Source organism: Cohnella thailandensis, from assembly GCF_014212135.1.
Classification (GTDB): Bacteria; Bacillota; Bacilli; order Paenibacillales; family Paenibacillaceae; genus Cohnella; species Cohnella thailandensis.
The window spans coordinates 172,391-185,833 of the sequence record NZ_JACJVQ010000002.1 but is presented as its reverse complement, the minus strand read 5'-3'; the positions used below and the strand labels follow the sequence as shown (position 1 = coordinate 185,833).

The window sequence follows — 13,443 nt, the reverse complement described above, 5'->3', positions numbered from 1 at the left end:
GCTCATACATGAGTAACCAACAAGAACGCGAATTAGGCTGGGACGACACAATCCAAAAGGACGGCGGTGGCGATTTCGTCGTCCTTCCGTCAGGCGAATACAACTTCACGGTTAAGAAATTCGAACGTGGCCGCTTCGCCGGAAGCGAGAAGATGCCGGCTTGCAATCAGGCCAAACTGGAATTGGCCGTCCACTCCCCGGAACATGGGGACGTCACCATCAGTCATACCCTTCTGCTCCATACGAAGACGGAGGGCTTCCTGTCCAACTTCTTCGCCGGCATTGGTCAAAAGCGGAAAGGTGAGCCGCTTCGCATGAACTGGAACGCAGTCACCGGCGCACGCGGTCGCCTGAAGCTGGGGATTAGGACGTACAAGGACAAGGAAGGCCAGGAACGTCAAGGCAATGAGGTCAAGACCTTCATCGCAGCCGAAGAGGTTCACCCGGGAGCTCAGCAGCAACCACCGTTTCCACCAGCTCAACAAGGTGGGAACTGGAACGTCGGACAACAAGGCGGAAACTGGAACGCTGGGCAGCAAAATGGGAATTGGAACGCTGGACAGCAAGGCGGCGGATGGAATGCCGGCCAGTTCTAAGGAGGGCCTATGAATCTCAGACCCTATCAACAACAAGCGCGGGAATCCATTCAAGCGCAATGGGAGGGCGGCGTCCGACGGACGCTGCTTGTCCTCCCGACGGGCTGCGGCAAGACGATCGTCTTTTCCCGGGTGACGGAGGATCGAGTGAGAATGGGAGAGCGCGTGCTCATTCTCGCTCACCGCGGGGAGCTGCTGGACCAAGCCGCGGATAAACTGGCGAAGTCGACCGGCCTCGGCTGCGCGACGGAGAAGGCGGAGCAGACGTCGATCGGGAGCTGGTTCCGGGTCGTGGTCGGCAGCGTGCAGACCATGATGCGAGATAAGCGCCTTGAACAATTTAGCCGGGACCATTTCGACACGATCATCATCGACGAAGCCCATCATTGCTTATCGGACAGCTATCAGCGAGTGCTGCAGTATTTCGAAGGGGCCAATGTTCTGGGCGTCACGGCGACGCCGGACCGCGGCGACATGCGGAATCTGGGCAGCTACTTCGAATCGCTTGCCTTCGAGTACACGCTGCCAAAAGCGATCAAGGAAGGATACCTCAGCCCGATCAAGGCGATGACGATTCCCCTCTCGATCAACCTATCCGCAGTCGGGCAGCAGGCCGGCGACTTCAAGTCGCAGGACTTGGGGACGGCACTTGATCCGTACCTCGACTCGATCGCCGCGGAGATGTGGAAAGTCGCGAAGGATCGGAAGATCGTCGTCTTCCTCCCGTTGGTCAAGACGAGCCAGAAGTTTACCCGGATCCTGAACGAGATCGGATTCCGCGCCGCAGAGGTTAACGGCGACTCCCAGGATCGTTCCGAGATATTAGAAGATTTCGATAACGGCAAGTACAACGTGCTGTGTAATAGCATGCTGCTGACGGAAGGCTGGGATTGCCCGAGCGTCGACTGCGTCGTCGTGTTGCGGCCGACGAAGGTTCGCAGCCTCTACAGCCAGATGGTCGGGCGTGGTACCCGGCTCCATCCCGGCAAAACGGAACTTCTCCTGCTAGATTTCCTCTGGCACACTGAACGGCATGAACTCTGCCACCCTGCACACCTGATTGCGGAAAACGAGGAGATCGCGCAGGCGATGACTAAGCAGATCGAGGAGGCCGGCATCCCGCTGGATCTCGAACAGGTTGAGAAGCAGGCGGCCGAGGACGTCATCGCGCAACGTGAAGAGGCGCTCGCGAAGCAACTCGAGGAAATGAAGCGGCGGAAGCGCGCACTCGTCGATCCGTTGCAATTCGAGATGAGCATCCAGGCGGAGGACTTGTCCAGCTATGTCCCGGCGTTCGGCTGGGAGATGGCACCGCCAAGTGACAAGCAGTTGAAGACGCTCGAGAAGCTAGGGATCCTCCCCGAAGCGGTCGACAATGCCGGCAAGGCGACGAAGTTGCTCGAACGCCTGGATAAGCGACGCGCCGAGGGGCTCACGACGCCGAAGCAGATCCGCTTCCTTGAGGGCCGAGGGTTCGAGCACGTCGGGACGTGGCAGTTTGAGACAGCCAAGAACATGATCGACCGAATCGCCGCAAACGGGTGGAAGCTTCCGGATGGAGTCAATCCGAGAGAATACCGCGGTGATTGATTAATGATTTATGAATGAATGTGAAAATGAATAAGGAGGTGAGGGATTGTGTGATTAGGGAAGTGGCGGCTCAGCCGATGCAACAATACTAGTTCCTACAGCCCACGCTGTTTTTAATACAGCAAATCCTAATAACATCTTATTTTCACTGTTATTTTTCATGGGCATTCCCCCTTTATTGTCATTAGTACGAGTAGTGAATTTGTCGATGACAAACTGTACAAGTATAAGAACAGCGAAGAGTGTAGGAACCCAGATGCCCAGGGAGTCGAACCCTAGTGCCGCCACTAGCCTAATCACACAATAAGGATATTAATTATATCTATTTCAATTACTTATTTCAACAAAAATATGGAAGGACAAGATAATGGAGCATAAAATCGACCTCATCGCATTGCTAGAATACGTCGACCCGGCCTATCTCTCTTATCAGGAATGGGTCAATGTCGGCATGGCTCTGAAATACGAGGGCTATACGGCCAGCGACTGGGACGCGTGGAGCCGCCGTGACGCCGGGCGCTACCATCCGGGCGAATGCTTTAAGAAGTGGACCTCGTTTGAGGGATCGGCGGCGCCGGTCACGGGGGCCACGATCACGCAACTCGCCAAGGACAACGGCTGGACACCGCGGGGCGGCCGGGACGATAGGGATCACCACGAGCTCGGCTGGGACGATGAGATCGCCGGGGATTACGTCGTCGTCGATAAGCGCTGGATCGAAGGCAAGGAGATCCACGAGCCCGCCGTATGGAACCCGGTTCAGCAGCTCACCACGTACCTGAGTGCGTTGTTCGAGTCGACGGAGAATGTCGGATACGTCACGGAGACGTGGCAAAACGAAGAAGGCAAGTACCTGCCGACCAAAGGGGCATGGGACCGGACCGCCGGCGAGCTCATTCAGCGGCTTAACCAATGCGATGGGGATCTCGGTTCTGTGCTTGGCGACTACAATCCGGAGGCCGGCGCCTGGATCCGCTTCAACCCGCTGGACGGCCACGGCGTGAAGAACGAGAACGTGACGGAATTCCGCTACGCGCTCGTTGAGTCCGACGAGATGGACATCGAGAAGCAGAACGCGATCATGCGCGAGCTCGAGCTGCCGATCGCCGTCATGGTCTACAGCGGGGGCAAGAGCCTGCATGCCATCGTCCGCGTCGAGGCGGCCAACTATGACGAATACCGCAAGCGCGTCGACTACCTGTACAACGTGTGCAAGAAGAACGGGATCAACGTCGACACGCAGAACCGGAACCCGTCGCGGCTGTCGCGCATGCCGGGCGTCGAGCGAAAAGGTAAGAAGCAGTTCATCGTGGACACGAATATCGGCAAGGCGAGCTGGGCCGAGTGGCATGAATGGATCGAAGGCGTCAACGATGACCTTCCGGATCCGGAGAGCCTCAAGGACTACTGGGACAATATGCCGACTCTGGCGCCGCCGCTGATCCATGGCGTATTGAGGCAAGGGCACAAGATGCTTATCGCAGGTCCATCGAAGGCCGGTAAGTCGTTCGCGCTGATTGAGCTCTCCATCGCCATTGCCGAGGGCATCAAGTGGTTGTCATGGGTTTGCGCACAGGGAAAAGTCCTGTACGTCAATCTTGAGCTGGACCGGGCCAGCTGCTTGCATCGCTTCAAGGAAGTGTATCAGGCGCTGGGAATGCCTCCGCGGAACATCGCCAACGTCGACATATGGAACCTTCGGGGCAAATCGGTACCGATGGACAAGCTGGCGCCGAAGCTGATCCGGCGCGCGGCCAAGAAGGGCTATATCGCCGTCATCATCGACCCGATCTATAAGGTCCTGACGGGCGACGAGAACAGCGCCGACCAGATGGCCCACTTCACAAACCAGTTTGACAAGATCGCGACGGAGCTAGGCGCGAGCGTCATCTACTGCCACCATCACTCCAAGGGCGCCCAGGGTGGGAAGAAGTCCATGGACCGGGCGTCGGGCTCCGGCGTATTCGCCCGGGATCCGGACGCGCTGATCGACCTCGTCGAGTTGGACGTGACGGAAGCGCTGCTGAAGCAAGAAGAGAACAAGGCGATCTGCGCGGTCTACGAGCGGTTCTTCCGGCAGTACAATCCCAAATACCTCGAAGAGTCGGTCTCCCAGGACGACCTGCTCAGCGCTCATCAGATGGAGGAGCACGCCAAGCGCGCCATCTACAACACGGAGCAGACCGCAGCCAAGGAAGAGATTAAGCAGGTGCTCGAGGCCGTCCGCGGGCGCTCAGCGTGGCGTGTAGAGGGGACGCTTCGGGAATATGCCAAGTTCGAGCCGGTTAATATGTGGTTCGCCTATCCGGTCCATAAGGTCGACACCGTAGGCAGCTTGAAGGATATCGATCCGGAAGGGGAGGCGGCGCCGCCGTGGAAGAAAGCGACAGGCAAGCGGAAAGAGAAGGCGAAGGAAGAGCGGCGAAGCAAGGAAGACGAATTCACTGACGCGGTGGCGAACTGCAACATGGGCGAGCCTCCGACGGTGAAGGACCTGCAGGAGTGGTTTTCGTCGACAGGCAAGGAGATTCCCGAGCGGACGGTTCGGAGCTGGGTCACGAAATACGGATTCAAGATCGATCGGAACAACGGGAATGTCATCGTCAAGTCGGACGAATACAACGGCAACGACCATGATTGATGCCGATTGCCGAAGTACTGCCGAGCGGCAACGACCATGGTCGACGTACATTATGCCGTACGGCAACAATCATCATTTTTATGGTCATTGCCGAACGGCAAGCATCATAAATTCATGGTCATTGCCGATTGCCGAAAGCCCCTTATATATACGCGCGATGTAATAAATAAAACTATGACTAATCTACTAGTGTAAACGTAAGTGAGTGAGAAGGGGATTTGCCGCCTCCCCTTATCGGTCGGCTATCCCCCCTACACTCACGTTTGTCTTACGTTGGCGCGAGAGTGAAGAGGAAAGAGGTCGAATTCCATGACGAAAAAATATTGGGAGATTGAAACGCCTGAAACGGTAGAGTTCGGAAATTACTTCATGCGTTGTTTTGATAAAGCTGGAAAACTTCAATTCGGCGTCAAAATGGACGGCAAGTTCATTGTCAAATTCGTTTTGGACAGAGGGGCGTTATTTGCCGATGACCAGGCTGCCAGCTACCTCCGCGGGACACTCGATGAATGGGAAGAGATGCTCGAGGAACAAGGCGATGGCAACTGAATTCTTCATGCCGATGAAGCCGCCGACCGCCACGCACCAGGAGAAGCAGGTAGCCATCGTGAACGGGAAGCCGGTCTTCTATGAGCCCGACGATCTGAAGGCGGCTCGGGCGAAGCTGACGGCGCACCTTGGGCAGCATGTACCGGCGAAGAAGTATACCGGCGCGCTCCGGGTCGTCGTGAAGTGGTTATTCCCGATCAAGGAAGGCAGCAAACATTATGACGGCGAGTGGAAGACGACAAAGCCGGACACGCACAACCTGAACAAGCTGCCTTTCGATATCATGACCGACCTGGGTTTCTGGAAAGACGACGCGATCGTCGCCTCCGAGATCATCGAGAAATTCTGGGCGGCGAAGCCGGGCATTTACGTCAGGATCGAGGAGCTGTAGGCGATGGACTATAAAGCGTTCTTCGCGGACGTGGAGAGGTGGATTCAGGCGGCCAACCAGGCGGCCATGCAGCACGGGATGGAGAGCGCAGCCTTCTGGCAATGGGTCGCGGACTCCGCGGGGGCATTGTGCCGGAAGTATGGCGAGCACCGGCTGGCGATCCTGCAGATGATGATGATGGTCGAATGGCTGGAGGAAGTATACGACAAGCGGAAGGCAGGGTGAGCGACATGAAGCTCAGCATAGAGATCAAGCATTCGGACGGAAAGGACAAGCTGCACCTGATCGACCCGACGGAAGCCGTGCAAGAATTCGCGGTGTCGGCGTTCTTCGGCTACTGCCGGGAAATGAACGGGGAAGGCACGCTCGTCATACAGCGGGAGAGGCCAAAGCCCGACGAAAAGAACACGCCTCGGCCGGAGTGGTACGAGACCGGGATCAAGTTTAAGAATGGCATCCCGCATTACCGGACGCGTTACTGGTGCCCGAATCCCAATTGCAATCATTCCGGAAACCAATACATCGGGCTGCACGACAAGACGACCGAATGCCACGAGTGCTACACGGTCATGGAGGTTAATCCGGCGACTAGAGAAGTCGACGAGAACGGCATTCCGAAGAGAGATCGGTTCGGCAACTTCTTCCGAGCTGAGAAGCTGGCGGGGGTGACGGTGTCATGATGTTGACGAAGAAGGAATCCTACATCGTGGAGATGCTCCGGGTCAACATGACGCGCAAGGAAATCGCCCAAAAGCTCGGAATCAGCATCTACGAGGTCGGGGGCATTGTGACAAGACTCGTTGAACGATCTGTAATCCAGCGATCGGAGACGGGGAAAGGGGCCTGCAAGGTTCTTCTTGATACCTACGACATTGCCGGGGATAACGAAGTGCCTATCGAACCGAAGAAGGGGATTACACTGGTAATCCCTGACGGGTACGAGGATTACATCCGGGGGCATTATGGGATTATCCCTCGCAGGGAGCTCGCCCGACGCCTGAATTTGGACAAGGTGACGCTGAACCTGATGATCATTCAACTTGGGTTAGCGTGATGGAAGCGAATATGAAGGGGCGAGGCGAGGTGAGGACGTGACCTGGATCAAGGAGTTGAGAAAAGAATACGCGGAAAGCGAGCGACGCCTTCGGCAATACCGGGAGCGGCTGAACCCAGATGCAGAGGGGGAGCCCCATCCGGACCTGAAGGTAGTCGACGACATGCTTGCCGACCTGCATTATGGCATCGAGTGGCTGCGGACAGGCAGGCAGCCGAACCGGCGCCGCGGCATCGATATCCATGACGCGTACAGCCGGGCGATCCTGATGGATATGGACCTCTTGCCGAAGCAGCAAGTCGAGCGTCAGGAGCTGCAGGTTACCGAGGAGCAGAAGGTCCGGCTTGTCCGGATCCTGATGAAGCTGTCGGCGCGGGAGAGGCAATGCTTTCTGCTTCATACGGCGCATGGGATGAGCTTAGCCGACATCGCTGAGGAATTGAAGCTGAAAAAACGGTCGGTTCAGTATTACGTCGATAACGCCAAATCCAAGGTAGCACAAGGGCTCTGAGGTTTTATCCCGTACGATATCCCGTACGAAACGGCATTATAGGTAGGGAAACACAATCGTCCACAGGCACACGGCAACGGCCGGATTACAAGATCCTGAAGAGGCGATTCGAGCCCGCGGCTTCAGCTGCGGGTTTTCCCTCTACCCTGACAATCCCTCATTTTCCAGTCACGCCGCAAGGTTACGGGAACAGAGCCGTATTCCTTCCTCCTGCCGCGAATGGGCGGTGCGGCGTGGCTCCATACAAAATGTAGATTTATGTAAAATCCTGATTGATGTAATATCTTTCCAAGGGCGTTTATTTTTGAGAGTTTACTATCTTGCATACAACGGCAAGCGCGTAGGCTCGCCGATGCCGCGAGAGGAAGCAATTCAACTTCTCTTTTCGATAAGGGGGAAGATCAAGGGGCTTTCTATTCAGGTATGGAAGAATGGCCGGATGGTCAAGCAGATCCCGAGGCGGCCGCGTTAACGGATCCGGAACTCGTGCTGCTGGCTGTTGTAGTAAATCCCGCCGATCCGAACGAATTCGTCTTTAATGGCTTCGATCGGACCGCCATAGTCCGCAATCTTACCGTTCTCCCATATTGTGACGTTCGAGCCGTTGAACATGGCGGCACGGAGTTTTTCGGGAGTGTCTAGCAGGAAGCCTGGCTTGAACAAAGCGATCACCTCTCTCTATCTTTATCACACATTGGCGAATTATGGAAGATGATGTATGATAGGTTCGGGAGGTGAGACCGTGTCAAAACTGTACAAGCTTACTTATCATTTTAATGACGGAACATCATGGAGCTATGAGCAAACTAACGTAGCGCTGTCAGCAGAGCAAATTGCATTTGTTCTTAACGATCAACAAAAAAACTCCTCAATGGTTGTAGTGAACAACGCGACTAAAGAGGCGAAAAAGGTTTCGGAAATTAGATCAATTGAGGTAGGATTCTAAGCACCTTCGGGTGCTTTTTATTTTGACCGAAAGGAGGCTATGCGAATGAGCTTGACGGAGAAACAGCAAAGGTTCGCTGACGAGTACCTAGTTGATCTTAATGCCACTCAGGCAGCTATTCGAGCTGGATACAGTTCAAATTCAGCCGAACAGCAAGGAAGTAGATTGTTGAGCAATGCGAAGGTTCGCGCGTACATAGACGAGCGAATGGCCGAGCACTCAAGGCGAACGGGAGTCAACCAGGAACGGATCATCCGAGAGCTCGCCCGCATCGCCTTCTTGGATCCGACCAAATTGGTGAGCATGGGCAATGCGACAATTATGGAAGATGCTTCAGAAGATGACACCGCCGCAATTGCCTCGGTTAAGGTGAAGACGATCCCATTCGAGGAAGGCGAAGGTGTCGAGCGTGAAGTCCGCTTCGCTGACAAGATCAAGGCGCTCGAGCTGCTTGGCAAGCGGTTCGGCATGTGGATCGACAAGCAGCAGGTCGACGTACAGGGGGCCGTTCAGATCGTCGACGACGTGCCAAACAAGTCGCCGCCTAAAACGGAGTAAGGCGGAGTAAACGCGAGATACGCACTTTTGCACTTTCTGTACTATTTCTGCATCGGGAACGACTCGAAGTACCGGGTGCTAATCGCCACAGACGGCCGAAAATGGCTGAATACGAGAATCGGACGATTAGACATATGCACAAAATCGGGAATTTGATACAGATGTCCGCCCGGAGGTGGTTGATTTGAAATGCAGGTGAAGCTTACAGAACTCATCGCGCCGAGCTTTTACGAAGTCCATCACGCTGTGAAGAACGGCGCGGCTACGCATTTCTTGCTGAGCGGCGGACGCGGCTCGACAAAGTCATCGTTCACTCCGACAGAGATCGTTCTCGGGATGATCGCCGACCCGGATGCGAATGCGATTGCGCTTCGCAAAGTCAAGGACACGCTTCGCGAGTCCGTGTACGAGTCGTACGTTTGGGCGATCGACAAGCTCGGCGTTCCCCATCTCTTCGACGCACGAGTCTCGCCGATGCAAATCGTCTACAAGCCGACCGGGCAGCGGATTATATTCCGAGGCGCAGACAACCCGATCAAGATCAAGTCCTTGCGGCTTCGCAAGGGCTTTTTCAAATACGTTTGGTACGAGGAAGCGGATGAGTTCGGGGTTGAGGATATTCGATCGATCAACCAGACGTTACTCCGCGGCGGGCACGACTACCGGGTGTTCTACTCCTACAACCCGCCGAAGAGCCGGAAACGCTGGGTTCACGAGTACCGGAAGAATCCGCCGAAGGACTGGCTGGCCCATCACAGCGATTATCGCAGCGTCCCGCGACATTGGCTCGGCGAGCAGTTCTTCCTCGAAGCCGAGAGCCTACGAGAGCGTAACGAGTTGGCGTATCGGCACGAGTACCTCGGCGAGGACACGGGGACCGGCGGTGAGGTGTTCCGTAACCTTACGTTGCGCCGGATCAGCGACGAGGAGATCGCGTCGTTCGACCGCATCAAACGCGGGCTCGACTTCGGGTTCGCTTCGCATCCATCACATTACGGAGTCATGCACTTCGACGCCACTCGTAGGCGTCTTTTTATTTTTCACGAGCTGCACAAGGCAGGGATGTCTAACCGGAAGCTGGCCGATGGCATCAACGCCGAGAACAAGTCCAATCGACAAGTCACGGCCGATAGCGCGGAGCCGCGGACGATTGCAGAATTGCGGAATCTCGGCGTGAACATCAAGGGCGCTAAGAAAGGCCCGGACAGCGTCGACCACGGGATGAAGTTCCTCGAGGATCTGGACGAGATCATCATCGACCCGGTCCGCTGCCCGAATACGGCTCGGGAGTTCGATGGATACGAGCTCGATCCGGATGGCAATGGAGGCTGGAAAGAGGGGTATCCGGACCGTGATAACCACTCGATCGACGCGGTTCGTTACGCGCTCGAGGATGAGATGAAGCGACCAGGAATCTCATTCAACTAGGAAAGGAGGAGACCCATGTTATTCGGACCCACTCAGACCGATGCCATACTGGCCAACTTGGCGGCGAACGCCCCGATGGGCCAGGACCGGATCGTCTACAACGCCGTCAAGGACTGGCTAGGCTCGGAAGAGCTCTCTTGGATGATGACCGGCGAGCGCTACTACCGCAACAAGCCTGACATCTTGTACCGTAAGAAGTACGCGATCGGCCCAGATGGGGAGCCTGTCGAGGTCAAGAACGTGGCGAACAACAAGTTGGTCAATGGCTTTATGAAGAAGCTGACAGATCAGAAGGTTGGATATCTGCTATCGAAGTTGATCTCGGTTCAGGCTGAAAACAAGGCGTATTTGGACATTCTGACCGAGGACTATGTGAACGACGACTTTCAACGTCAACTGCAGAATCTCGGAAAAGAATGCATCCAGAAGGGGCGAGCCTGGCTGCATCCGTACTACGATGAGGACGGAGCGTTTCGCCTGAAGCGGTTTCCGTCTCAAGAGCTGATTCCGCTATGGCGAGACAACGATCATACGGAGCTGGACGCCATGATCCGCGTCTACTCGATCATTACGTATGAAGCCGATGCCCGCAAGAAAGTGACCAAGGTCGAATACTGGGACAGCAGCGGCGTTTACCGCTACGTGTACGAGGATAAGCAGGCGATCCCGGATATCGAATGCGGCGCATACAGCCCGCACTTCGTCATCGTAAATCCAGATGGAGCGGAGCTGCCGTACAACTGGACAAAGGTTCCGTTCATCTGCTTCAAGTACAACGCCGAGGAGCAGGGGTTGCTCGAGCAGATCAAGACGCTGATCGACGACTATGACCGTCAGAAGTCCGATAACTCGAACAAGCTAGAGGACACGCCGGACGACATCCTGATTCTGAAGAATTACGACGGGACCAACCTCGGGGAATTCCGGAAAAACCTGCTGGCCTACAGGGCGGTCAAGGTGTCTGACGATGGCGGCCTTGATTCTCTCTCTGCCGATTTGAACCCGGAAGCGCATAAGCAGCATCAAGAGCAGAGCCGAAAGGATATTTACGAGTTTGGCCGCGGGGTTGATACCCAGTCCGACCGGTTCGGCGGGGATCCATCGGGTATCGCGCTCAAATTCCTGTATGCGGATCTCGACATGGATTGCAATATGATCGAGACCGAATTCCAGTTTGCGCTGCGGCAGCTGCTCTGGTTTATCAATGCCCATCTGGCAAATAGCGGAGCTGGAGATTTCGAGGGCGAGAAGGTCACGTTTATCTTTAACCGCGACATCTTGATCAACGAGACTGAGGCAATCAACAACGCGAAGTCAAGCGTCGGTGTGATCTCCGACGAGACGATCGTCGCCAATCATCCTTGGGTAACCGATGCCCAGGACGAGCTCGATCGAATCAAAGAAGAGCGCGAGACGGCTATGGACGACTATGGCACGCTCGGAGCCCGTCGGACAGGCACCGAAGAACCCAATCCAGCAGGTGAAGCAGTATGAAGCCGGCTGATTACTGGCAAAGGCGTAGCGAAGAGGTAGCAGCCCGGCAGTTTGCCAAAGCTGACGCCTACGATGCGACGATGCAACGGGAGTATGCGAGGGCGGCCGAGGAGATCCAGCGAGCGATCGAGGTATTCTACCAGAGGTATGCAGAGAACGGCGAGGTCAGCTTCGCCGAGGCGCGCCGACAACTCTCTGGCCGTGAGCTCGGGCAGTTTAAGCTGACGCTGGAAGAGTTCATCGAGAAGGCTAAGGACAATGCAGACGGCCGATGGACCAAGCAGCTCAACGAGGCTTATTACCGCGTCCGCGTGAGCCGCTATGAAGCGCTCATGACGGAGGTGCGACAATCTGTCGAGCTACTCGCCGGAAAGCGCCAGGCAGGCACAGGCGAGCTCCTGGGAGATGTCTACACCGATACCTATTACCGGACAATTTTCGAGTTGCAGAAGGGGATCGGTATCGGGGCAACGTTCGCCAAGATCGACCAGGAAGGGCTACAGACGGTTCTCGGTACAGAGTTTGCCGGCAGTAACTGGAGCAAGCGAATTTGGGGCTACCGGGACAAGCTGGTCACGGAGCTGCGGACAAAGCTTGCTCAAGCCTTCATCCGGGGAGAGAGCGCGGAGAAGACGATTCAGGATGTCTCGGCTCGCATGGATGTCTCCTATTCGAACGCTGAGCGCCTCGTCCAGACGGAAAGCGCCTTTTTCGCGGGACAGGCTACCATGGCCGGATACAAGGCTAGCAATGTCGTTGATGATTACGAACTTCTCGCAACGTTAGACAACAAAACGAGCGAGACCTGCCGGGCGATGGATGGCAAGGTGTTCAAGCTCTCCGAGATGGAAGTCGGCGTCAATTACCCGCCGCTCCATGCCCGCTGCCGGACGACGACGGTTCCGTTCTTCGAGGACGAGATCGACCCGGGCGAGCGGATAGCGCGTGGCGAAGACGGCATGACGTATACCGTACCGGGGAATATGACATACGAGGACTGGTACGAAAAATACGTTTCTTCCACAGATTCGCCAAAAAGTGGTATAATTGATCAAATCGAATACCGATCATTCGGCAACGCCAAGGAAGTGAAGGATTGGGAAGCGAAGGTTACTCCGAAATGGCTCGAAAGCTTGACGGAGGAAGAAGAGCAGGCGATCCGGCGATACACGGGCAGCTCCTATAGGGAGATTAACCAGAACCTACGTCAAGCTGAGGGCGATGAACAGCTCGATCGTATCGCTGAGCTGATCAGCTCGGGCATTCGAAAGTTCAATTTAACCGAGAACATCACCGCGTATCGAGGGCTCTCGCAGAATATATTCGGCGCGCCGGCGGCGGATCTCCCGGGAGTCGAATTCACGGATGCAGCCTTCTGGTCCACGACGTTGCTCTCCGATCGGCAATTCAGCGGCATGATTCAGATGGAGATCCACGTCCCCGCTGGAACGAAGGGCGCCATGATTAATCCGCTGAGCAGTTTTAAGGATAGCGAGTACGAGTTCCTGCTGGATAAGGGGATGCTTTACCGGATCGAAAGTGCCGAAGAAGAAAACGGCAAGATAAATCTTATCGTGGAGGTGCTGGGGTATGCCGATCGATAATGACCGGCTCGACCGGTTCGTGAGCAAGCCAGGCGAAATCGTCATTACGAAGCCGCCAGCCAATAAGGATCAGAACAAAGA

Annotated in this window: 15 protein-coding genes; 14 read left to right on the top strand and 1 reads right to left on the bottom strand. The window is 55.7% G+C overall.

Annotated elements, in window-relative coordinates; genetic code table 11:
- The first annotated feature begins 8 nt into the window (after positions 1–8).
- The 9 genes from H7B67_RS01425 to H7B67_RS31220 all read left to right on the top strand — a co-directional run bounded on the left by H7B67_RS01425 (position 9) and on the right by H7B67_RS31220 (position 7,332).
- Positions 9–596 carry a hypothetical protein gene (locus H7B67_RS01425; RefSeq protein WP_185118019.1) on the top strand — a complete coding sequence of 196 codons (588 nt, stop codon included), beginning with the start codon at positions 9–11 and terminating at the stop codon, positions 594–596.
- 9 nt (positions 597–605) lie between these two features.
- Positions 606–2,186: a DEAD/DEAH box helicase gene (locus H7B67_RS01420; RefSeq protein ID WP_185118018.1), complete on the top strand. Its 1,581-nt coding sequence runs from the start codon at positions 606–608 to the stop codon at positions 2,184–2,186.
- Between the two features lie 367 nt (positions 2,187–2,553).
- Positions 2,554–4,827 (top strand): AAA family ATPase, encoded by a 2,274-nt coding sequence (locus H7B67_RS01415; RefSeq protein WP_185118017.1) that lies wholly within the window; start codon positions 2,554–2,556, stop codon positions 4,825–4,827.
- A 309-nt stretch (positions 4,828–5,136) separates the two neighbouring features.
- A complete protein-coding gene (locus H7B67_RS01410) occupies positions 5,137–5,376 on the top strand; it encodes a hypothetical protein (RefSeq protein WP_185118016.1) in 240 nt (79 codons plus the stop codon).
- Positions 5,366–5,767 carry a RusA family crossover junction endodeoxyribonuclease gene (locus H7B67_RS01405; protein ID WP_185118015.1) on the top strand — a complete coding sequence of 134 codons (402 nt, stop codon included), beginning with the start codon at positions 5,366–5,368 and terminating at the stop codon, positions 5,765–5,767. Before H7B67_RS01410 ends, H7B67_RS01405 begins: the two co-directional genes overlap by 11 nt.
- A 3-nt stretch (positions 5,768–5,770) precedes the next feature.
- Entirely contained in the window at positions 5,771–5,992 is a 222-nt protein-coding gene (locus tag H7B67_RS01400; protein WP_185118014.1) for a hypothetical protein, read from the top strand.
- Positions 5,993–5,997: 5 nt separating this feature from the next.
- Positions 5,998–6,447: a hypothetical protein gene (locus tag H7B67_RS01395; RefSeq protein ID WP_185118013.1), complete on the top strand. Its 450-nt coding sequence runs from the start codon at positions 5,998–6,000 to the stop codon at positions 6,445–6,447.
- Positions 6,444–6,821 carry a helix-turn-helix transcriptional regulator gene (locus tag H7B67_RS01390; protein ID WP_185118012.1) on the top strand — a complete coding sequence of 126 codons (378 nt, stop codon included), beginning with the start codon at positions 6,444–6,446 and terminating at the stop codon, positions 6,819–6,821. Before H7B67_RS01395 ends, H7B67_RS01390 begins: the two co-directional genes overlap by 4 nt.
- A gap of 37 nt (positions 6,822–6,858) precedes the next feature.
- Positions 6,859–7,332, top strand: a complete 474-nt coding sequence (locus H7B67_RS31220) for a sigma factor-like helix-turn-helix DNA-binding protein (protein WP_185118011.1) — start codon at positions 6,859–6,861, stop codon at positions 7,330–7,332.
- Between the two features lie 468 nt (positions 7,333–7,800).
- On the opposite strand, the gene H7B67_RS01380 is transcribed toward H7B67_RS31220, so the two are convergent.
- Positions 7,801–7,995, bottom strand: coding sequence for a hypothetical protein (locus tag H7B67_RS01380; RefSeq protein WP_185118010.1), 195 nt, complete (start codon positions 7,993–7,995; stop codon positions 7,801–7,803).
- A gap of 79 nt (positions 7,996–8,074) precedes the next feature.
- Here H7B67_RS01380 and H7B67_RS01375 point away from each other — a divergent pair, with 79 nt between their 5' ends.
- The 5 genes from H7B67_RS01375 to H7B67_RS01355 all read left to right on the top strand — a co-directional run bounded on the left by H7B67_RS01375 (position 8,075) and on the right by H7B67_RS01355 (position 13,362).
- Complete coding sequence (locus H7B67_RS01375) at positions 8,075–8,278, top strand: hypothetical protein (protein WP_185118009.1); 204 nt, start codon at positions 8,075–8,077, stop codon at positions 8,276–8,278.
- 45 nt (positions 8,279–8,323) lie between these two features.
- Entirely contained in the window at positions 8,324–8,836 is a 513-nt protein-coding gene (locus H7B67_RS01370; protein ID WP_185118008.1) for a terminase small subunit, read from the top strand.
- A 189-nt stretch (positions 8,837–9,025) separates the two neighbouring features.
- Positions 9,026–10,264 (top strand): PBSX family phage terminase large subunit, encoded by a 1,239-nt coding sequence (locus H7B67_RS01365; RefSeq protein ID WP_185118007.1) that lies wholly within the window; start codon positions 9,026–9,028, stop codon positions 10,262–10,264.
- A 15-nt stretch (positions 10,265–10,279) separates the two neighbouring features.
- Positions 10,280–11,758: a phage portal protein gene (locus tag H7B67_RS01360; protein ID WP_185118006.1), complete on the top strand. Its 1,479-nt coding sequence runs from the start codon at positions 10,280–10,282 to the stop codon at positions 11,756–11,758.
- Complete coding sequence (locus H7B67_RS01355; RefSeq protein WP_185118005.1) at positions 11,755–13,362, top strand: ADP-ribosyltransferase; 1,608 nt, start codon at positions 11,755–11,757, stop codon at positions 13,360–13,362. Before H7B67_RS01360 ends, H7B67_RS01355 begins: the two co-directional genes overlap by 4 nt.
- Positions 13,363–13,443 lie beyond the last annotated feature (81 nt).

Excerpts from the sequence above, each read along its gene's own strand:
- H7B67_RS01390 (WP_185118012.1), top strand. The coding sequence starts at position 6,444 with ATGATGTTGACGAAGAAGGAATCCTACATCGTGGAGATGCTCCGGGTC.
- H7B67_RS01355 (WP_185118005.1), top strand. The coding sequence starts at position 11,755 with ATGAAGCCGGCTGATTACTGGCAAAGGCGTAGCGAAGAGGTAGCAGCC.
- H7B67_RS01410 (WP_185118016.1), top strand. The coding sequence starts at position 5,137 with ATGACGAAAAAATATTGGGAGATTGAAACGCCTGAAACGGTAGAGTTC.
- H7B67_RS01415 (WP_185118017.1), top strand. The coding sequence starts at position 2,554 with ATGGAGCATAAAATCGACCTCATCGCATTGCTAGAATACGTCGACCCG.
- H7B67_RS01420 (WP_185118018.1), top strand. The coding sequence starts at position 606 with ATGAATCTCAGACCCTATCAACAACAAGCGCGGGAATCCATTCAAGCG.
- H7B67_RS01425 (WP_185118019.1), top strand. The coding sequence starts at position 9 with ATGAGTAACCAACAAGAACGCGAATTAGGCTGGGACGACACAATCCAA.
- H7B67_RS01405 (WP_185118015.1), top strand. The coding sequence starts at position 5,366 with ATGGCAACTGAATTCTTCATGCCGATGAAGCCGCCGACCGCCACGCAC.
- H7B67_RS01365 (WP_185118007.1), top strand. The coding sequence starts at position 9,026 with ATGCAGGTGAAGCTTACAGAACTCATCGCGCCGAGCTTTTACGAAGTC.
- H7B67_RS01360 (WP_185118006.1), top strand. The coding sequence starts at position 10,280 with ATGTTATTCGGACCCACTCAGACCGATGCCATACTGGCCAACTTGGCG.
- H7B67_RS01400 (WP_185118014.1), top strand. The coding sequence starts at position 5,771 with ATGGACTATAAAGCGTTCTTCGCGGACGTGGAGAGGTGGATTCAGGCG.
- H7B67_RS01370 (WP_185118008.1), top strand. The coding sequence starts at position 8,324 with ATGAGCTTGACGGAGAAACAGCAAAGGTTCGCTGACGAGTACCTAGTT.
- H7B67_RS01395 (WP_185118013.1), top strand. The coding sequence starts at position 5,998 with ATGAAGCTCAGCATAGAGATCAAGCATTCGGACGGAAAGGACAAGCTG.